Raw genomic sequence first — 18,966 nt, 5'->3', positions numbered from 1 at the left:
GCGCCGGATCATGCCGGGCTGCTTTCCAGAGTTGCCTAGCCGCAGCGGTACGTTCGCCTGAGAGATTCCTGGGGAGGATTTGCTCCTACGGCGCCTACCGGTGTTGAGTCAACGGCAGAACTCTCCCGCTGCAGATCGATGGCGTATTCAGTTGGGATGTGCGGCTGTGAGCCACCCCACAGCTTACCGCGCGGAGCGGACGCGAGGCAAAGGTACCCGGCCCGCCGGCGGAACACTACCCGGGGCCGCAGTGCGGGGGAAGGGCTGCACACATAGCCGGGTCGGGTCGGTCCGCACCCGCGGAACGGCGCTAGCGTGGGATCAACAGCACCTCCCGCACCAGGAGTATCGATGATGATCCCCCGCTTCCGCTCCGCCGCCGTCGTCCTCCTGCTCGCGGGCGCCCTGCTGTCCGCCCCTCCGGCAGGTGCTGCAGCACCCTCCTACGTGGCCCTCGGCGATTCCTACTCCTCGGGTACGGGCACGCGGGCATACCTCGCGGACGGCTCGTCCTGCCGGCGCTCGGTGTACGCGTACCCCGCGCTGGTCGCGAGCGCCAAGGGGTACGCCCTGAACTTCCGTGCGTGCTCCGGGGCCACCGTCCCCGACGTCGTCGCGACCCAGCTCGGCGCCCTGACCTCCACGACGGCGTACGTCTCGCTGAGCGTCGGCGGGAACGACGCCGCCTTCGTGGACGTGCTGACCGAATGCGCGAAACCCGCCTGGATGAGCGACTGCACCGCCGCGATCGACCGCGCGCAGGCCGTCATCACCGGAGCCCTCCCGGGGAGACTGGCCTCGCTCTACCGGCAGGTCCGCGCGCGGGCGCCCCAAGCGAGGGTCGCCGTCGCCGGCTATCCACGGATCTTCAACGGCGAGGACTGCAACGCGGCCACCTGGTTCTCCCCCGAGGAGGAGGCGCGCCTGAACGCGATGGCGGACCTGCTGAACCGGACGACGGCGACGGCCGCCGCGGCGGCCGGCTTCACCTTCCGTGCCCCCGCCTTCACCGGGCATGCGGTGTGCGACGACGTCGAATGGGTCAACGGGCTCTCGAACCCCGTCTCGGACTCCTACCACCCGAATCGGGCAGGGCACGCCTCGGGCTACGTCCCGCTCATGGGCGCGGCGCTGACCGGGAGTGCCGTGGCCGTCACGCAGGGCACCCTGCAATCCGCCGAACTCTCCGCGCCCGAGCTCACACAGCAGCAGGGCGCCTACGCCGTGCAGGATGCCGGGATCCGGCCGGAACGGTTCGTGCTGCCCGACCTGAAGAGCCCGGCCGCCCGGGCGGCGGCGGCGCGTGCCGGGGTGGACCTCCCGGATCCCGCGAGCGTCGACCGGGCGGACCGTGCGGCGGAGGCCCGGCAGCTCAGCCGCTAGTGCCCGGCTCCGGAGCGATGGGTCCCGGGGCCGCCACATCCCGCCGGCTCATCCATGCCCGCCCCACGGGCATCGGCCCTGCGTCGAAGCAGGCACGACGAGCCCACCCTCCTCGGCCACGGCGCGATGCATACATATGCATGGAATAACGGGCGGGCGCGGTCGGTTCCAGTATCAGGCCCAGGGTGGGTCCGATCGTCGGAGTACGGGAGCACAACCATGACACGCGAACTGGAACTCGGTCTCGACACCTTCGGGGATGTCACGCGCGGGGAGGACGGCAGGCCGCTCCCCTACCCGCAGGTCATCCGCAACGTCATCGCCGAGGCCGTCCTGGCCGACGAGGTCGGCGTCGACTTCATCGGGATCGGCGAGCACCACCGCGACGACTTCGCCGTCTCCGCCCCTGAGACCGTCCTCGCCGCCATCGCCGGGAAGACCGAGCGCATCCGCCTCGGCTCCGCCGTCACCGTCCTCAGTTCCGATGACCCGGTGCGCGTCTACCAGCGCTTCGCCACGCTCGACGCCGCATCCAACGGCCGGGCCGAGGTGATCCTCGGGCGCGGGTCCTTCACCGAGTCCTTCCCCCTCTTCGGCTACGACCTCTCCGACTACGAGCGGCTCTTCGAGGAGAAACTCGACCTGTTCTCGGAGCTGATCAAGGAGGGCCCCGTGACCTGGTCGGGCAGCACGCGGCCGGGGCTCGAGGGCCACGAGGTGTACCCGAAGACCGAGGGAGGGCGCCTGAAGACGTGGATCGGCGTCGGCGGCAGTCCCGAGTCCGTGGTGCGTGCCGCACGCTACGGCATGCCCCTGATGCTCGCGATCATCGGCGGCGACCCAGCCCGCTTCGCCCCCTACGTCGACCTCTACCACCGGGCGCTCACCCAGCTCGGCCAGCCGACCCTGCCCATCGGCGTCCACTCCCCGGGATACGTCGCGGACTCGGACGAGCAGGCCCGCGAGGAGCTGTGGCCCGACAACCGCATCATGCGCGACCGCATCGGCCGCGAGCGCGGCTGGGGCCCGACGACGCGCGCCGAGTTCGATCAGGAAGCCGATTCCGGTTCGCTCTACGTCGGCTCGCCGGAGACGGTCGCGAAGAAGATCGCGGCGACGGCGCGGACTCTCGGGATCGACCGCTTCGACATGAAGTACAGCGCGGGTCCCCTGCCGCACGAGAAGCTCATGCACAGCATCGAGCTGTACGGCACGAAGGTCATCCCGCTCGTGCGGGAGATGCTCGCGTAGAGCGCGCAGGGGTTCCCGCGGCTTCGCTCTTTCTTCGGGTTTCTTTCGCACTTCGGGCACGTCGCGATTGAGCGCAGCCGAGGAGAGTGGACTCCAGGAGTACAGCACTCCGTGATCCTCCCGCCGGTTCCGGTCCGTCCACCGGGACCGGCGGGCAGCGTCAGCAGGAACCAGCGGCAGTACCGAAGGAGCAGGCGTGACGACGATCGACCTTCCGTCCATCACCCCGGGGGTGCGGGCCGCCCGGCAGGCGCGCCACGCCGTAGCGCCCGTCACGTCCATCGCCCCCGCTGCGGCAGAGCGCCCGACCCTCCCGCAGCGCCTCGCGAGTCTCCTCGGCACCGTGTTCATGGTGATCGCCGTCGTCGCGGTCCTGTTCTTCGCGATCGGCCCCCGATTCTTCGGCTACCAGACCGCCACCATGCTCACCGGCAGCATGGCGCCGGAGATCGTCCCGGGCGACGTGGTGGTCACCACGCTGCAGCCCGTCGACGGGATCGCCGTCGGAGACGTCATCAGCTACCACATCCCCGTCGAGGACCACCGCGTGGAGACCCACCGCGTGGTCGAGGTCGTCCAGGGAGCCGACGGCACCACCGCCGTGCGCACCAAGGGGGACGCCAACGAGTCCGTGGACCCGTGGCTCGCGACGCTCGACGGCGATTCCGTCTACGAGGTCGCAGCCGTGATCCCGCAGGTCGGCAACGCGATCCGTGCCCTCCGTACCCCGCTGGTCAGCCACGTCCTGGTCTACGGCATCCCCGCCGTGCTCGTCGGGGCCCTGCTCCTCATGATCTGGTCCCGTCCCGACGGCGCCGACGATGCAGACGCCACGGACGACGCCGCGGCCGGCCTCGGGGTTCCGCGTCCCGCGACCGGGAGCCCGGACGTGCCCACGCTCGACCGGTCGATCCTCGAGAACCTCGGTGAGGAGCTGTCCAGCCAGGCGGGTGCACTGCAGTTCGCGGACTCGTTCGTGGCCATGCTGCCGCAGCGGATCGTCGCCATCGAGGACGCCTTCACTGCCCGCGACGCCGACGCCGCCGTCGTGGCGCTGCTCAGCCTCACCGTCAGCGCCTCGATGGTCGGTGCAGGCCGGCTCGAGGAGGGCTCGGCGGCCGCCCTGGAGGTCATCGACCAGCCCCGCGAACACGCGGCGGTCGTCGCCCGCCTGCGGGTCCTGGCCAGGGAGTTTCAGGCCGCGCTGGGCGGCATCATCCGGTAGCCGACCCCGCGGACGGTGCGGATGAAGCGGGGGGCCTTGGTGTCCTCGCCCAGCTTCTTGCGCAGGTTCCGGATGTGCACCTCCACGAGGTGCTGGTCGTTGACCCAACCGTCGCCCCAGATGCGGGAGAGCAGCGTCTCGCGCTGCCAGACGCGGCGCGGCCCTGAGACGAGCGTCGCCAGGAGATCGAACTCGATCCGCGTGAGCGGCAGCTCGACGCCGTCGAGCATGGCGATCCGGCCCTCGGCGTCGATGGTGATGGGTCCGTGCGTCAGCAGGTTCTCGGTCTGAGCAGGTGGTGCGGCGACCGCCGTCGCCACGGCGCCGGACAGCGGTGCCTCCGTGTCCTCGGTACCCGCCGGGAGCTGCGACCCGCCCTGGCCCGTGCTCCGCGGCCGGCGGAACATGGCGTTGACGCGGGCGCCGACCTCCCGCGGGCTGAACGGCTTGACGACGAAGTCGTCCGCCCCGATCTCGAGGCCGATGAGGCGGTCGATCTCGTCCTGCCTCGCGGTGATCATGACCACGTACGCGTCGGTGAGCGGCCGGATCTGACGGCAGACCTCCACGCCGTCGATGTCCGGCAGGTTCAGGTCGAGGGTCACCAGGTCGGGGCGGCGTTCCCGCACGAGCGCGACGCCCTGGCGCCCGTTCTCGGCTTCGATGGTGGTGAAGCCGTTCATGCCCAGGGTCATGACCAGCAGCTGCCGCACGTCGGCGTCGTCTTCGATGATGAGTGCAACGCGCGCATGAGGGTCGGGTGTCATGGGTACCACACTGCCAGATGTTGGATCGGCCACCGCGCTCATCGGGGCCGGTGGGGCGTATATCCAGCCGATCCGCCATCCTGACCGGCCGTGCGGGCGGGCCCGCACCCTCTCATGTGCGTGCTACCCGCGCGCCGTGCGCTCCGATCCAGGCCGAGACCTCCCCCGCGGGAAGCGGCTCGGAGATATGGAAACCCTGGGCGAAATCGCACCCCTGCGCCCGCAGGTCCTCCTGCGTCCGATCGTCACCGACGCCTTCGGCGACCACTCGGAGACCCAGACTGTGGGCCAGGTCGATGATCGACCCCACCAGCCCGATGGCACGCTGGTCCTGCTGCATCGCGATGACGAAGGACCGGTCGAGTTTCAGTTCGTCGACGGGCAGGTCCCGCAGGTAGGCCAGGGAGCTGTAGCCGGTCCCGAAGTCGTCGATGGAGATCTGGATGCCCTCCGCGCGGAGCCGCGCGAGGATCGCCGCGGTGCCGGTCGGTGTGGACATGAGCACGTCCTCGGTGATCTCGAGCATGATGCCCGACGGCGGCACGTCGTGCTGTCCGAGGAGCGTGAGGATCTGGTGGGGCAGGCACGAGAGGATGCAGGAGCCCGACAGGTTGACCGCGACGGTCACGTCGAGGCCTTCGGCCCGCCACCGCGCCACCCGGCGGATGGCCCGCTCGAGCACGAGTCCCGACAGCGCGGGCATCAGCCCGGCCTCCTCGGCAAGGGGCAGGAACGCGTCCGGGGAGAGGCGCCCCCGCGTCGGATGGTTCCAGCGCAGCAGCGCCTCGACGCCCACGACGCGGTCGTCGGACAGGCGCACCTTCGGCTGGTAGTGCAGCTCGAACTCGTTCCCGGCCAGCGCCGTCCGCAGTTCCTGGACCGTCCGCAGCCGCAGCTCGCCGTCGTCGTCGTCCGTCACGTCGTACACGTGGTGCCCGCTCCGCCCGGACTTGGCGCGGAACATCGCGATATCCGCCTTGCGCATGAGCAGGCCCATGTCGGTGCCGTGCTCCGGCGTCAGGGCTATCCCGATGCTGGCGCTGACCTGCAGGGACGCGCTGCCCACCAGCACGGGCTCGGCGAGTTCCGTTGCCAGCCGCAGTGCGGCCGCCACCGCCTCCGCCTCCGTCACGCCCTCGAGGAACACCGCGAACTCGTCCCCGCCCAGCCGCGCGAGCAGGTCGCCCGGCCGCAACTGCGCCGCGAACCGCCCGCCGACCTGCACGAGGAGTGCGTCCCCCACGTCGTGCCCGAGTGCGTCGTTGACGTGCTTGAAGCGGTCGAGGTCGAGCAGGAAGAGGGCACCGGTGCTGCCGCCGGCGAGCCGCACCGGCACATCGGTGAGCAGGGCCCGGCGATTGGGGAGGCCCGTCAGCTCGTCGGTCCTCGAGAGCACCACGAGCATCCGGTTCCGGAAGGCCAGCGGGACCACGGCGAGGGCGAGCGTCGAGGCGGCGAAGAGCACGGCGAGGAGCGGGATGCGCGTCTGGCTGCCGACGACCAGGACGGCGAGCGCTGCCGCCGTGGACACGACGGGCGCCGCGAGTTCGGGGACACCGCGGCGCTGGTGGAGCGCCGCCCGGCCGGTGTCCGCGGCGCCGTCCACCCAGACGGCGATCGCGATGACGCCCGCCACCCACCCGATGTCGATGATCGAGCCGACGGCGTAGTCCTGCATGCCCAGTGCGTAGGCGACGTCCGCGGCCGAGAACGCGATCATGCCGCCGATGAGGACGGGCCAGCGGGGGCCGATGTCCAGACCCCGTGAGGCGAGGATGCCGCCGATGGCGGTGATGAGGAGGAGGTCGAGGAGCGGGTAGACGACGGCGACGATCACCTCGAACGTGGTGCCGGCCGCGGCCGACGCGGTGAGGAGCGGCGCGAGGATCAGGGCCATGATCGACGCGGCGCCCAGCGCCCCGACGACACTCTCGAGCAGCAGCGGCCAGAGCATGCTCCTCAGCTTGCGGACCACCACCACGCCGAGCGCCCCGAGCATGAGCGGGTAGAAGGCCAGATACGCCACATCCGCGAAGGAGGCGTAGGTCAGGGCGTCCTCGCCTGCCAGCGAGGCCGCATAGTAGGCGTCCCCGACGGTGTAGGCGGTGACAGCAGCACCGCCGAGCAGGATCTGGGGTTTCGCGAACCGGGTCCGCACCGCTGCACCGACGCACAGGCCCACGCCGGCCAGCTCCGTCAGGATGGACAGCCAGCCGTCCATGAGCGGGTCGAAGGTCTCGGGATCACCGAGGAGGAGCCCCGCGGCATAGATGGTCAGGAGGAGGAGCATCCCGGTCATCAGCGGCCTGACATGGCCCGACCGCGCGGTGGGGCGCCTGTCGGCGCGGGCATCGTCGCGCCGCATGCCACTCCCGTCCTCGCTGTGCTCCTGGTGTCGACAGCATAGGTGGGCGTCGCGGGAGCCGAAGGGATCTTCGGTCCCCGGTAACCGTATCCTGCGAGAATACTTGGCTTGGGGCAGCAATTCCCCGCCGTCGGTACCCTCCTCCTATGCCCAACATCGTCGACCAACTCCGCATGGTGCCCGAAGTGGCCCGCCTCGCCAAACTGGCGCCGCGCGATCCGGTCACGGCGTGGGAGGGGTACTGGAGCCGCGTGCGGACCACCGGAACCCAGGGCGAAGTGCTGTGGGACGCGGAGATCGGTGCGGAGGCCGAGCAGTACGCGCACGCCGTCGCCGGCTTCATGGACCGCGGTCTGCCCGTCATCGACGTGGGCTGCGGCAACGGGCGGTGGACACGCTGGCTGGCGGGCAGCTTCCCCTCGGCCCTCGGCGTCGACGTCGCCGACAGCGCCGTCGAGCGCGCGGCAACCGAATCCGCCGATCTGCCGACGGTCTCCTTCCGGACGCTCGACCTCACGGCGCCGGGCGCGGGCAGGCTGCTGCAGGAGGAGCACGGCCAGGCGAACGTCTTCGTCCGGGGGGTCTTCCACGTGCTGCGTCCACGGCAGCGGAAGGATCTCGGCAGGAACCTCCTGGACATCGTGGGCAGCCGGGGGCGCGTCCTGCTGACCGAGACCAACTTCCGCGGGAACCCCCTCTCCTACATGCACAGCCTCGGCGCGAGGCCGGGGAGCATCCCGGCGCCGCTCCGCCGGGCGATCGGCGGCATCCCGGTGCCGGGCCACTTCGGGCCCGCCGAGCGCCGCGCCGCGCTCCCCGACGGCTCCTGGACGGTGCTCGCGGACGGCCCCGTCATCATCGAGGCCGTGCCGATGAGCGGGCGGACCAGCACCGGCATCCCCGGATACTTCGCTATGCTGGACGCTCGCTGATCCTCGGTCTCACAGGGAACGCACGGCCCCCCGGCCCGGAAGTCTCAGCGCCGTCAGGAGATGGGCCATGACCGCACGACCGATCGGGGGCGGCAAGGCCACCCTCGTGCTACTGCCCGACGGCATCCTCCACCTCGAGTGGGACAAGGACTGCACCATCACCGCGGAGGACGCCGAGTCGGCCATGGCGGCCGTCAACGGGCTGGCCGGCGGGGAGGGACACCCCATGCTCGTCGACATGGAGACCACGCGGACCGTCACCCGGGGAGCGCGTGCGGTGTTCGCGATCCCCTGCTCCGCATCGCGGATCGCCCTGCTGGGCTCGTCGCCCGTGGACAGGATGATCGCGAACTTCTTCCTCGGCGTGAACTCGCCTCCCTGCCCCACCCGGTTCTTCACCTCGAGGTACCAGGCAGTCGCCTGGCTGCAGAGCGCGGCGCAGGAGCACCCCGCCAGCGCCTGACGCGTCGGCGCTGCCTAGCCGAGGTGGACTGCCTCGTTCGACGTCGTGAACGCGTCCCGCGGCACATTGATCATGAACCAGGCGATCGGTGACGCGAGCGCCAGGGCGATCGCGGCTGCGAGGAAGACCACGGAGTAGCCGTCCACGAGGGGCTGCAGCCCGCCCGCAGCACCCGTTGCGCTTCCCGCGCCCACCGTGTACAGCGCCGTGAAGACCGCCGTGCCGATGGATCCGCCGATCTGCTGGGTCGCGGTGACCGCGGCGCTGGCGACTCCGGCGTCGCGCGGGGCGATACCGAGGAGGGCGACGTTCTGGAGCGGCACGAAGACGAGGGCGAGGCCGATGCCGAGGAGGATCTGGGCGGGGAGCACCTCGAGCACGTACGAGCCGCCCACCGTGATGCGGCTCAGCAGGAGCAGCCCGGCGGCGGCGATCAGGGGACCGGACGCCATGAGGATGCGGGGACCGACCGTGGGCAGGAGCCGTGAGACGATGCCCGCGGACACGATGATGGCGGCCGTCATGGGCAGGGACGCCAGGCCGGACACGAGCGGACTCATGCCGAGGACGATCTGGAAGTGGAGCGTCAGGTAGAGCAGTGCACCCAGCAGCGCGGCGCCGACCGCCACGGAGGACAGGTACGCGCCGGCGCGTGCGCGGTTCGTGATGATGCGCAGCGGGAGCAGGGCATGCGCCGACCGGGACTCGACGAGGACGAAGAGGGCCAGCAGGACCACACCGAGGGCGAGGAAGCCGAGGGTGTCGGCCCGGATCCAGCCGGCCTCGGCCCGGGAGAAGCCGTACACCACGGAGGCGAGGCCGAGGCTGACGAGGACGGCGCCCGGTACGTCGTAGCGGGTGCTCCCGTCGGCACGGCTCTCCCGGAGCACCGGGATGCCGACGGCAAGGGCCACGACGGCGATCGGCACGTTCACGAGCAGGCACCAGTGCCAGCTGAAGTATTCGGTCAGCACGCCGCCGAGCAGCAGGCCGACGGCGGCCCCGCCACCGGCGATCGTCCCGTACACGGCGAAGGCCCGCACCCGGTCCCTGCCGCCCGGGAAGGTCACCGACAGGATGGCCAGCGCCGCGGGAGCCAGCAGTGCCGCGAAGGCTCCCTGGAGGCCGCGGGCCACGAGCAGCATCTCGCCCGAGGTCGCGACGCCGCCGAGGGCGGACGCGAGCGCGAAGCCGCCCATGCCGATGAGGAACGACCGCTTCCTGCCCCAGAAGTCGGCGATGCGGCCGCCGAGGAGAAGGAGGGCGCCGAAGGTGAGGGCGTACAGGGTCACCACCCAGCTGCGGTCGCCGTCGGACATGCCGAGCTCCGCCTGCGCCTGCGGCAGGGCGATGTTGACGATCGTCCCGTCGAGGACGACGGTGAGCTGGGCGAGCGCGACGATGGCGAGCACGAGCCAGCGGTTGGCGGGGGCCTTGGGGGCGGCGGCGCCCTCAAGGGTGGATGCGCCGGGCGAGCCCGGAGTGGGGACGGACATGGATCTCCTCGTAGTGGTGTCGCCTCCGACAGTAAAGTGGACGCGTTCGCAAAGTCAAACGAACTAGTTCGTTTGGGTATACTCGAGGAATGCACCCGACGACGGACGTACGCTCCCGCATCCTCCTGGCGGCGCGGTCCGAGTTCGCCACCTACGGGCTGGCCGGGGCGAGGATCGACCGCATCGCGAAGGCGGCCTCGGCCAGCAAGGAGCGCCTGTACGCGCACTTCGCCGACAAGGCCGCCCTGTTCCAGGCCGTCCTCGACGCCAATGCCGCCGAGTTCCACGAGGCCGTGGCGCTCGATCCCGCCGACGTCCCGGCGTTCGTGGGGGCCGTCTTCGACCACGCGCACGAGCACCCGGACATCCTGCGCATGCTCACCTGGGCGCGGCTCGAGGGGATCGACTACGACCTACCGGGCGGTGCCGGGCCGGACGCCAAACTGGCCGCCGTGCGGAGGGCACAGGATCTCGGACACATCGATGCATCCTGGACGCCGGAGGAGTTGCTCCCCATCCTCTTCGGCATCGCGCAGGCCTGGGTACAGGCCCCCCTCGTCGCGCACCGCAGCGCCGCCGAGACGCCGCTGTCGGCGCACCGCGCCTCCGCGGTCGAGGCGGCCCGGAGGGTCCTGGGGCGCACCGCCTGAGCCGGTCGCGACGCGCCGCAGGGTCAGGGCTCCAGGAGCCGAGACCCTACGGGTCACCCGCCCTGACCCGGCGAGCCTCCCCGGGTCAGGGCTGCAGTCCCAGGGTGGGCACGGGCAGCCCGAACTCGCGCTTCAGTGCGAGCCTCGCCGCAGCGAGGCCGGCCATGCCGTGGACGCCCGGCCCGGGCGGCGTGGACTGTGAACACAGGTAGACGCCCTTGATCGGCGTCGCCCAGGGCTGCAGGGACGGCACGGGCCGGGCGACGATCTGGCGCAGGTTCACGGCGCCGCTGCTGAAGTCGCCGCCCACGTAGTTGGCGTTGTAGGCCTCGAGCGCGCTCGCCGTCGTGGTGTGGCTCCGGACGACGACGTCCCGGAAGCCGGGGGCGAACCGCTCGATCTGCGCGGTGATGGCTTCGGCCATGTCCCGCGTGGAGCCGCGCGGGACGTGGCAGTAGGTCCAGAGCGTGTGCCGGCCCTCCGGCGCGCGGGTGGGGTCGAACGACGACGGCTGCGACAGGAGGACATAGGGGCTGTCCGGGTGCCTGCCCTGCCTGACCTGCTTCTCGCCGGCCGCGATCTCCTCGCGCGTCCCGCCGAGGTGCGCCGTCCCCGCCCGGTGCAGTTCGGGGTGCGTCCAGGGCACGGGACCGGACAGGATGAAGTCCACCTTGCAGGCCGCGTTGCCGTAGGTGAAGGCGGACAGGGCGGCCGCGTAGGCCGCCGGGAGCCGGCCGCGGGACATCGACCGGAAGGTCTTCGGTGCCACGTCGAGGAGGACCGCGCTTGCGTCCGACACCTCGGCGAGGGTCTCGATCCTGCTGTCCGTCACGATCTCGCCGCCGTGCTCCTGCAGATCGAGGGCCAGCGCGTCGGCGATGGACTGCGAGCCGCCGACGGGGATGGGCCACCCGACCGTGTGCGCGAGGAGGTTCAGCACCAGGCCGGCCCCGGCACCGGTCAGCGAGGGCAGCGTCCCCACGGGGTGCGCCATGACGCCGGTGACCAGGGCCCGGGCCTCGTCGGTGCTGAAGCGGCGGTTCCAGGAGGGAAGCCCTTGGTCGAGCACGGCGAGGCCGAAGCGCACGGCCGCCCCGGGCTTCTTCGGGATGCGCAGCACGGAGTTCAGCGTGAAGGCGAGGATGCCCTGCTCCCGTTCGGTGAGCGGCCCCAGGAGCCGGCGGTAGGCTTCGCCGTCCACCCCGAGCCCCGCAACGGTGTGCTGCAGGCTCCGGTAGGCGACCCCCGCCCGGCCGCCGTCCAGCGGGTGGGCGAAGGAGACCTCGGGGACCGCGAAGCCGATGCGCCGGCTCAGCTCGAAGTCCCGGAAGAACGGCGAGGCGAGGGCCATCGGGTGGACGGCGGAGCAGAAGTCGTGGAGATGCTCCTCGTCCATGAGCCGGAGGGACCGCGAGCCGCCGCCGATCGTCGGCGCGGACTCGTGGAGGCGCACCGAGAGTCCGGCGCGCGCCATGACGACGGCGGCTGCGAGTCCGTTCGGGCCCGCACCGACGACCACGACATCTGGCATGAGGCTTCCTCTCCCGCCCGCCGGGGTCCGTCCCCGCCGGGCCCTGCTAGCTGTGCCCGGCGGACGCGCCGACCGCGCCCCGCCTCCCCCCGATCCGCCACGCGAGACCCGTTGCACGCCGGACGGCGGCACGCGCGGCCCCCGGCGCCGCGCGGCGCGTGGCGAGCAGCGCTGCGACGGCGGTGTAGCGACCGGGATCCAGGGGGATGTCGTAGGTGGTGGGGACCACCACCACGTTCTTCGAGAAGTTGCGCTTGAAGGTGGTGACGTTCGCGAGCCCGGGGTAGTTCTCGCTGGCGATCCCCGTCAGCCCGCAGGCCGTGTTGCCGGCGGCCTTCAGCACGCGGAACGCCTCCCACAGCAGCAGGTAGGGCGCGAACGTGGAGCGGGCCTCGAGGGTGCTGCCGGCGAAGTAATACACGGAGTAGCCGCGGTACTCGGTGGTGATGAGCCAGCTGAGCGCCACCCCGTCGCGGTAGGCCACGAGGAGCCGAAGGTGGTCGCCGAGTACGGACAGCAGTGTCTCGTAGTAGGAGGAGTCGAAGGCCTGGAAGCCGTCCCGGGCCGCGGTCTCCTGCATGATCGGGAACAGCTCGGCCGCGAACACGTCCGTCCATTCCTCACGGGGAATGTTCCTGACCTCCACGCCGTTGCGCTGTGCCCGGCGGATGCTGTTGCGGGCGTTCGGGCGGAAGCTCTTCAGGAGATCGGCCTCGCTCGGCGTCAGGTCCACCACGATCTCCCGCTCGTACCATCCGTGCTCGATGGGCCCGGTGGCCGGCGCCTGCAGGGTGGCGACCTGCATCCGCACGTACAGGGGGGTGACCGCGGGGTGCTTCCGGAACTGCTCCCGTACGGTCTCCATCAGCAGTCGCTCGGCGGCGGGCGTGCGCTCGGCGAACCACACCGGGCCGTTGACCACCACCACGGACTCCCTGAACCGGCGCACCACGTGCACGAAGCTCGCCGTGGCCACGAGGGCCCCTGCTGCATCCGTGTACGCCCAGATACCCAGCGGTGCGCGTCCGAGGGCCCGCTCGAACTCGATCCACTGCGGGGTCTGCTCCAGGGGGATCGCCACGTCCGGATGGGCAGCGGCCAGGTCCTCGAAGGCGGAGGTGTCGAGGAGGGTGTAGGTCAGGGGTGCTGCGCTCACTGGTGATCTTCCGCTGGTCGGTGACGGTGGTCCTGCAACCCTAGCCGAGGAGGGCTGCCGGTCCCGGACGCCTGCGGGCGGAACCTCCAGCGGAACCTCCAGCGGAGCGTCGTCCGGTCCGGTGCCCGGTCGAAGGCCCCGCCCTGCGGGTCGTCGATGCCGATACGCCGCACGACGTCGCGGCGCGGGTCGAGGATCTCCCGCACCACCACACCCATAACGTATGCAGTCATGACTATATGGGCGATGACCGCCCAGGCATACAGCCCGAGGCCGAGATTGTGCTCGGCCGCGCCTCCGCTCGTCCGGGCTCCGAGGTAGAGCCAGACGGCCCACCAGTGGAGTACTTCGACGAGCTGCCACGCCAGGACCACGCGCCAGCGTGGCACGGCGAGCGCGATCAGCGGCACGAGCCAGAGGGCGTACTGCGGCGAGTAGACCTTGTTGCACAGGACGAAGGCACCGACGACCAGGAGGGCGAGCGACGCCAGGCGGGGACGCCGTCGTGCCCGCAGCGCGAGGACCGCGATGCCCAGGCAGGCGAGCGCGAAGAGGGCCGCGGCCCCCGTGTTGATGGCGTCCGGGGGGAGCACGGGGCCGCCGGCCTGACGGGCGAGGGCGTTGTACACGTACCAGCCCGAGGAGAACCCGGCGTCGCGCGTCTCGGAGAAGGTGAGGAAGTAGCCCCAGGCGGCCGGGTCGCGGAGCAGGAAGGGCACGTTCACCGCGAGCCACGTGACGGTCAGGCCCGCGAAGGCCGCGACGCAGGGCCTGTACCTGCCGGTGCGGATCGCCAGAACCAGGACCACCCCGAGCATGAGGACCGGGTAGAGCTTCACCGCCGTGCCGAGTCCCCACAGGACGCCCGCGAGCACCGGTTGGTTGCGTGCGAAGGCGAGCATGCCCGCCGTCGCCAGCAGGACCGCCCACAGGTCCCAGTTGATGGTGCCGGAGAGGATGATGACCGGCGAGACCGCCACGATCGCGGCGTCCCAGGGGCGTCGGCCGGCGAGCCGGAGCGTCGCCAGCACGGTCAGGATCCAGACCGCGGCGACGAACACGGCGTTCACGTCGAAATACACGAGCGACTTCGTCGTGGCTGACGCATCGCCGGCGACGAGGTCCACGAGGAATGCCGTCGCGGAGGCGATCAGGCCGAGGAGGACGGGGTACTCGAAGAGGGCGCCGGGTGTGATGAACGGGCGGATCCCCTCGCCCAGGCCCCGGCTCTGGTAGAGCTCGGTCCAGTCCGAGTAGCACGCGCGGTAGAAGTAGTCGGGTGCCGTCCATCCGTCGATGCGGCAGGGATTCTTGGCGATCACAGCGAGAACGGCCGAGAGGACAGTGAGGAGGATGAGCACGCGCTCCACCGTGAAGCGGTGGGGCGGGACACGCCCCGGATCGGCGTGCCGGCCGAGCGGTCCGCCGACTCCCTCGACGAGCGGCCGGAGCAGCGGGTCGGCCCGGCTCGGGATGCTGATGCGGTACGGTCCGCGTCGTCCCGCACCCGAGGTCATCCTCCGAGCCTAGCCGTCGCCGGTGCCTCGCCGCGGGATTCCGGGGCGTTGCCGGGCACCAGGCGTGGTCCGGTGGCGGGCCCGGGAATGGGAGAACCGCCACCGCGGTTGGAAACGGAACGTAGACTGGCATTTCCTGCCGACCGCACTGGGGCGATGACGGGCGGGGCATATTCAACGGCTTTCGAGGAGAACTGTGGGACAGAACCCCATTCGCGTGGCAATCATTGGAGTCGGCAACTGTGCCGCGTCGCTGGTGCAGGGAGTGCACTACTACCGGGACGCGGATGCGTCGGGTGCGATCCCCGGCCTCATGCATGTCGAGTTCGGCAAGTACCACGTGGGGGACGTGCAGTTCGTCGCGGCGTTCGACGTCGACGGCAAGAAGGTGGGCCACGACCTCGCCGAGGCCATCGGCGCCAGCGAGAACAACACCATCAAGATCGCCGACGTCCCGCCGACCGGCGTGATCGTGCAGCGCGGCCACACCCTCGACGGCCTCGGCAAGTACTACCGCGAGACGATCGTGGAATCCGACGAGGAGCCCGTCGACATCGTCGCCCAGCTCAAGGCCTCGAAGGCCGACGTCCTGGTCTGCTACCTGCCCGTCGGCTCCGAGCACGCCGCGAAGTACTACGCCCAGTGCGCCATCGACGCCGGCGTCGCGTTCGTCAACGCCCTTCCCGTGTTCATCGCCGGCACCAAGGAGTGGGCCGACAAGTTCACGGCGGCCGGCGTGCCGATCGTCGGCGACGACATCAAGAGCCAGATCGGTGCCACCATCACCCACCGCGTGATGGCGAAGCTGTTCGAGGACCGCGGTGTCACCCTCGACAGGACGTACCAGCTGAACGTCGGCGGCAACATGGACTTCAAGAACATGCTGGAGCGCGACCGCCTCGAGTCGAAGAAGATCTCGAAGACGCAGGCCGTGACCTCCAATGTCAAGGCCGAGCTGCGCGCCGATGACGTGCACATCGGTCCGTCGGACTACGTGGCGTGGCTCGACGATCGCAAGTGGGCTTTCGTGCGCCTGGAGGGCCGCAACTTCGGCGACGCCCCCGTGTCGCTCGAGTACAAGCTCGAGGTCTGGGACTCCCCGAACTCGGCAGGCGTGATCATCGACGCGATCCGCGCGGCGAAGATCGCCCTGGACCGCGGCATCGGCGGCCCCATCCTCTCCGCGTCCAGCTACTTCATGAAGTCCCCGCCGGAGCAGTACGCCGACGACATCGCCCACGAGAAGGTCGAAGCCTTCATCCGCGGCGAGATCGACCGCTAGACCCGGCGGGCTCGACCGCCGGGGCGCTTCCGCACGGCAGGGCCGGGACATGCTACGGCTGTCCCGGCCCTGCCGCGTCCCGGGCCCCGGCGGCGCCGTAGCGCCTGATGGACCGGCTGGCCTGGGCGAGGGCGACGATCTTCAGGATGAGCTGGTTGTGCAGATGGATGCCGACGGCCGCCGTCAGCACGACATCCTCCACGGAGTCCTGCAGATCGGTCGCGGCGAGCTGCACGGCGGCGATCGCGTCCGCTGCCCGCCCGTAGGCCTCGAGGACCTCGGCGCCCACCCCGACGCCGGCCGCATCCATCACCGCGAGGTGGTGGTCGACGGCCCTGCGCGCCTCGCTGTTCTCGTCCGGCCAGGCCATCGCCCGTACCAGCGCGTCACCCGCGGCGGAGGCTGCACCCGCATCGCCGTCGAGCCGGAGGACCACCGACTGCACCGTGGCCAGCAGCGCCAGCCGCTGCGCCGGCGAGTCCTCCGCACCCGCCGAGGCATCGATGATGCGACGGATGTCCTCGAGGCCGAGGCCCACCGTGGATCGCAGGCCCTGGATGAGGCGCAGCCGCCGCACATGCCGGTCGTCGTAGTCCGCCCTCGTCGGATTGATCACCGCGCCCGGCTGCAGGAGACCGGTGCGCAGGTAGAACTTGATGCTCGCGGGGCTGATGCCTGACACCTCGCTGAGTCGCGCGAGTCGCATGGCCTCTCCTCCCCGATCGAACCGTCACCGGATAGGCGATCCGATGGACACTATCCGGATACCCAATACCGGATAGTACAACTATCCTTCGAATATGGACTGGACCCCGCTTCTGGCGACCCACGTGATCGCCGCGCTGTACGCACTGCTGGTCGGACCGATCAACTTCCTCCGGCGCCGCCGTGACCGGACGCACCGCCTCCTCGGCTACAGCTGGGCGGCGTCCATGTACTACGTCTGCGGCAGCAGTTTCTGGATCGTGTCCGACGGGCACTTCAGCTGGCTGCACGGGCTCTCGGCGCTCACGATCGTCACGGTGAGCCTCGGGATCATGGCGGCGGTGAGGCGGGACATCCGGGCCCACGCGATGAACATGGCGGGCAGCTATCTGGGGCTCCTCATCGCCTTCCTCTTCGCCGCGACCGTCCCGTCCCGGTCCATCCCGGAGCTGCTGGGCAGCGACCCCGGCACGGCAGGGGTCACCGCGGCGCTCGTCGCCGCCGCTGTCTCCGCCGTCTACCTCACGGTCCGGCCCCGGCGTCCCACCGGCTCCCGCCCGCGCGCCGGGTCGCACGCCTAGGACAGCCCGACGGCGTTCCCCTCACCGTCCACGTCCATGCGGAGCGCGGCGGGATCCTGCGGCAGTCCGGGCATGGTCATCACCGAGCCCGTGAGGGCGACGATGAAACCGGCGCCCGTCTTCGGGATGAGGTCCCTGACGTGCACCGTGAAGCCCTTCGGGGCGCCGAGCAGGCTCGCGTCGTCGGAGAAGGAGTACTGCGTCTTCGCCAGGCACACGGGCAGCCCCGACCAGCCGTTCGCCTCGATCTCCCGGAGGCGGCGCAGGGCGGGCACGGAGAAGTCGACGCCGTCCCCACCGTAGATCTCCTGGACGATGATCCGGATCTTGTCCTCGACGGGCAGGTCGAGGGAGTAGAGGTGTGCGAACGTGCCGGGCCGTTCGAGGGCCGCGAGGACCTTCGCGGCCAGGTCGTCGCCGCCGGGCCCGCCGCCTCCCTGCCCCCACACGTCGGCGACGGCGGCATCGATGCCCTCCCCTGCGCACCATGCCAGCAGCCAGTCGAGTTCCTGCGGCGAGTCGGTGGCGAACCGGTTGATGGCGACGACGGGCGACGCGCCGAACTTCTGGATGTTCCGCACATGGCGGAGCAGGTTCGCGGTCCCCTCGCGGAGTGCGTCGAGGTCCGCGTGCGCCAGGTCGGCCTTCGCGACACCCCCGTGCATCTTGAGGGCCCGGATGGTGGCGACGAGGACGACGGCGTCCGGTGCCACGTCGGCCACCCGCGCCTTGATGTCCATGAACTTCTCCGCGCCGAGATCGGCGCCGAAGCCGGCCTCGGTGACCACGATGTCCGCGAGGCGCCGGGCGGTCTGCGTCGCGATGACCGAGTTGCAGCCGTGGGCGATGTTGGCGAAGGGCCCGCCGTGCACGAGGGCGGGCGTGCCGGCGATGGTCTGCACGAGATTCGGCTTGAGTGCGTCCCTGAGCAGCAGTGCCAGCGCCCCCTCGACCCGCAGGTCCCGGACGGTCAGCGGCGTACGGTCGAAGGTGTACCCGAAGGTGATGTCGGCGAGCCGCCGCTTCAGGTCGTCCAGGTCGGTGGCCAGGCAGAACACCGCCATGATCTCGGACGCCACGGTGATGTCGAAGCCGTCCTGGCGCGGGGTGCCCTGCGCGGGACCGCCGAGGCCGATCACCACCTCCCGCAGCGCCCGGTCGTTCATGTCCAGAACGCGTTTGAACGTGATCCGCCGCGGATCGATACCGAGCTCGTTGCCCTGGTGGATGTGGTTGTCGATCAGCGCGGCGAGGGCGTTGTTCGCCGACGTGATGGCGTGGAAGTCGCCGGTGAAGTGCAGGTTGATCTCGTCCATCGGCAGTACCTGCGAGTACCCGCCGCCGGTGGCCCCGCCCTTCATGCCGAGGACGGGCCCCAGGGACGGCTCGCGGAGCGCGATCATGACGCTGCGGCCGGCCCGGGCCAAGGAATCGGCGAGCCCGACGGTGCAGGTGGACTTGCCCTCACCGGCGGGGGTGGGGCTCATAGCGGTGACGAGGACCACCTTGCCCCGTGTTCCGCCGTCGGGCAGGAGCCGGGGGTCGATCTTCGCCTTGAAGCGCCCATGGAACTCGAGCGCCTCCCGCGGGATGCCTGCCGCGTCCGCGATGTCCTCGATGGGCTGGACCGCGGCGGCGCGCGCAATCTCGAGATCGCTCATG

At 70.8% G+C, this 18,966-nt stretch carries 16 protein-coding genes and 1 riboswitch; of the genes, 8 read left to right on the top strand and 8 right to left on the bottom strand.

Annotation, left to right across the window (positions count from 1 at the left end):
- Positions 1-35: 35 nt before the first annotated feature.
- A riboswitch (glycine riboswitch) is annotated at positions 36-138 on the bottom strand.
- A gap of 213 nt (positions 139-351) precedes the next feature.
- The 3 genes from AC4D2O_RS02800 to AC4D2O_RS02790 all read left to right on the top strand — a co-directional run bounded on the left by AC4D2O_RS02800 (position 352) and on the right by AC4D2O_RS02790 (position 3,859).
- The gene (locus tag AC4D2O_RS02800; protein WP_490905059.1) at positions 352-1,383 is read left to right on the top strand and encodes an SGNH/GDSL hydrolase family protein; all 1,032 of its coding nucleotides are present in this window, start codon (positions 352-354) and stop codon (positions 1,381-1,383) included.
- Between the two features lie 219 nt (positions 1,384-1,602).
- Entirely contained in the window at positions 1,603-2,634 is a 1,032-nt protein-coding gene (locus tag AC4D2O_RS02795; protein WP_490905058.1) for an LLM class flavin-dependent oxidoreductase, read from the top strand.
- Positions 2,635-2,830: 196 nt separating this feature from the next.
- Positions 2,831-3,859 (top strand): signal peptidase I, encoded by a 1,029-nt coding sequence (locus tag AC4D2O_RS02790; protein WP_490905057.1) that lies wholly within the window; start codon positions 2,831-2,833, stop codon positions 3,857-3,859.
- Here the strand turns inward: AC4D2O_RS02790 and AC4D2O_RS02785 are convergent.
- Together AC4D2O_RS02785 and AC4D2O_RS02780 are read right to left on the bottom strand one after the other, a co-directional pair.
- Positions 3,829-4,626, bottom strand: a complete 798-nt coding sequence (locus tag AC4D2O_RS02785) for a response regulator transcription factor (RefSeq protein WP_490905056.1) — start codon at positions 4,624-4,626, stop codon at positions 3,829-3,831. The two genes, AC4D2O_RS02790 and AC4D2O_RS02785, sit on opposite strands and share 31 nt — an antisense overlap.
- A 112-nt stretch (positions 4,627-4,738) precedes the next feature.
- Entirely contained in the window at positions 4,739-6,991 is a 2,253-nt protein-coding gene (locus tag AC4D2O_RS02780; RefSeq protein ID WP_490905055.1) for a putative bifunctional diguanylate cyclase/phosphodiesterase, read from the bottom strand.
- Positions 6,992-7,137: 146 nt separating this feature from the next.
- Between AC4D2O_RS02780 and AC4D2O_RS02775 the strand changes: the two genes are divergently transcribed.
- On the top strand, positions 7,138-7,923 hold the full coding sequence (locus AC4D2O_RS02775; RefSeq protein ID WP_490905054.1) for a class I SAM-dependent methyltransferase: 786 nt from the start codon (positions 7,138-7,140) through the stop codon (positions 7,921-7,923).
- 67 nt (positions 7,924-7,990) lie between these two features.
- Complete coding sequence (locus tag AC4D2O_RS02770) at positions 7,991-8,386, top strand: DUF7793 family protein (protein WP_490905053.1); 396 nt, start codon at positions 7,991-7,993, stop codon at positions 8,384-8,386.
- A 14-nt stretch (positions 8,387-8,400) separates the two neighbouring features.
- Here AC4D2O_RS02770 and AC4D2O_RS02765 read toward each other — a convergent pair whose 3' ends face one another.
- A complete protein-coding gene (locus AC4D2O_RS02765; protein ID WP_490905052.1) occupies positions 8,401-9,882 on the bottom strand; it encodes an MFS transporter in 1,482 nt (493 codons plus the stop codon).
- Positions 9,883-9,971: 89 nt separating this feature from the next.
- On the opposite strand from AC4D2O_RS02765, the gene AC4D2O_RS02760 reads away from it, so the two are divergent.
- Positions 9,972-10,532: a TetR/AcrR family transcriptional regulator gene (locus AC4D2O_RS02760; protein WP_490905051.1), complete on the top strand. Its 561-nt coding sequence runs from the start codon at positions 9,972-9,974 to the stop codon at positions 10,530-10,532.
- Between the two features lie 85 nt (positions 10,533-10,617).
- Here AC4D2O_RS02760 and AC4D2O_RS02755 read toward each other — a convergent pair whose 3' ends face one another.
- Genes AC4D2O_RS02755 through AC4D2O_RS02745 form a run of 3 tightly spaced genes read right to left on the bottom strand, consistent with a single transcriptional unit; the run spans position 10,618 to position 14,736 of the window.
- Positions 10,618-12,063 carry a phytoene desaturase family protein gene (locus tag AC4D2O_RS02755; RefSeq protein ID WP_490905050.1) on the bottom strand — a complete coding sequence of 482 codons (1,446 nt, stop codon included), beginning with the start codon at positions 12,061-12,063 and terminating at the stop codon, positions 10,618-10,620.
- A 46-nt stretch (positions 12,064-12,109) separates the two neighbouring features.
- Complete coding sequence (locus AC4D2O_RS02750; protein WP_490905049.1) at positions 12,110-13,219, bottom strand: lipid II:glycine glycyltransferase FemX; 1,110 nt, start codon at positions 13,217-13,219, stop codon at positions 12,110-12,112.
- Entirely contained in the window at positions 13,216-14,736 is a 1,521-nt protein-coding gene (locus tag AC4D2O_RS02745) for a glycosyltransferase family 87 protein (protein ID WP_490905048.1), read from the bottom strand. The genes AC4D2O_RS02750 and AC4D2O_RS02745 overlap by 4 nt, the downstream gene beginning before the upstream one ends.
- Before the next feature lie 196 nt (positions 14,737-14,932).
- Between AC4D2O_RS02745 and AC4D2O_RS02740 the strand changes: the two genes are divergently transcribed.
- Positions 14,933-16,018, top strand: a complete 1,086-nt coding sequence (locus tag AC4D2O_RS02740; protein ID WP_490905047.1) for an inositol-3-phosphate synthase — start codon at positions 14,933-14,935, stop codon at positions 16,016-16,018.
- 52 nt (positions 16,019-16,070) lie between these two features.
- Here AC4D2O_RS02740 and AC4D2O_RS02735 read toward each other — a convergent pair whose 3' ends face one another.
- Positions 16,071-16,724, bottom strand: a complete 654-nt coding sequence (locus AC4D2O_RS02735; RefSeq protein ID WP_490905046.1) for a MerR family transcriptional regulator — start codon at positions 16,722-16,724, stop codon at positions 16,071-16,073.
- A 94-nt stretch (positions 16,725-16,818) separates the two neighbouring features.
- Here AC4D2O_RS02735 and AC4D2O_RS02730 point away from each other — a divergent pair, with 94 nt between their 5' ends.
- A complete protein-coding gene (locus AC4D2O_RS02730; protein WP_490905045.1) occupies positions 16,819-17,304 on the top strand; it encodes a DUF2306 domain-containing protein in 486 nt (161 codons plus the stop codon).
- On the opposite strand, the gene AC4D2O_RS02725 is transcribed toward AC4D2O_RS02730, so the two are convergent.
- Complete coding sequence (locus tag AC4D2O_RS02725; RefSeq protein WP_490905044.1) at positions 17,301-18,965, bottom strand: formate--tetrahydrofolate ligase; 1,665 nt, start codon at positions 18,963-18,965, stop codon at positions 17,301-17,303. The two genes, AC4D2O_RS02730 and AC4D2O_RS02725, sit on opposite strands and share 4 nt — an antisense overlap.
- Position 18,966: the final 1 nt, after the last annotated feature.

This window comes from Arthrobacter sp. TJ-238, assembly GCF_058269215.1.
Note: the sequence above shows the minus strand (reverse complement) of the source record. Positions and strands in the feature narration are given on the sequence as shown.

Bases quoted from the DNA above. Each gene is read 5' to 3' on its own strand.
- AC4D2O_RS02755 (WP_490905050.1), bottom strand. From the start codon at position 12,063: ATGCCAGATGTCGTGGTCGTCGGTGCGGGCCCGAACGGACTCGCAGCC.
- AC4D2O_RS02780 (WP_490905055.1), bottom strand. From the start codon at position 6,991: ATGCGGCGCGACGATGCCCGCGCCGACAGGCGCCCCACCGCGCGGTCG.
- AC4D2O_RS02795 (WP_490905058.1), top strand. From the start codon at position 1,603: ATGACACGCGAACTGGAACTCGGTCTCGACACCTTCGGGGATGTCACG.
- AC4D2O_RS02760 (WP_490905051.1), top strand. From the start codon at position 9,972: ATGCACCCGACGACGGACGTACGCTCCCGCATCCTCCTGGCGGCGCGG.
- AC4D2O_RS02735 (WP_490905046.1), bottom strand. From the start codon at position 16,724: ATGCGACTCGCGCGACTCAGCGAGGTGTCAGGCATCAGCCCCGCGAGC.
- AC4D2O_RS02765 (WP_490905052.1), bottom strand. From the start codon at position 9,882: ATGTCCGTCCCCACTCCGGGCTCGCCCGGCGCATCCACCCTTGAGGGC.
- AC4D2O_RS02785 (WP_490905056.1), bottom strand. From the start codon at position 4,626: ATGACACCCGACCCTCATGCGCGCGTTGCACTCATCATCGAAGACGAC.
- AC4D2O_RS02730 (WP_490905045.1), top strand. From the start codon at position 16,819: ATGGACTGGACCCCGCTTCTGGCGACCCACGTGATCGCCGCGCTGTAC.
- AC4D2O_RS02725 (WP_490905044.1), bottom strand. From the start codon at position 18,965: ATGAGCGATCTCGAGATTGCGCGCGCCGCCGCGGTCCAGCCCATCGAG.
- AC4D2O_RS02775 (WP_490905054.1), top strand. From the start codon at position 7,138: ATGCCCAACATCGTCGACCAACTCCGCATGGTGCCCGAAGTGGCCCGC.
- AC4D2O_RS02745 (WP_490905048.1), bottom strand. From the start codon at position 14,736: ATGACCTCGGGTGCGGGACGACGCGGACCGTACCGCATCAGCATCCCG.
- AC4D2O_RS02770 (WP_490905053.1), top strand. From the start codon at position 7,991: ATGACCGCACGACCGATCGGGGGCGGCAAGGCCACCCTCGTGCTACTG.
- AC4D2O_RS02800 (WP_490905059.1), top strand. From the start codon at position 352: ATGATGATCCCCCGCTTCCGCTCCGCCGCCGTCGTCCTCCTGCTCGCG.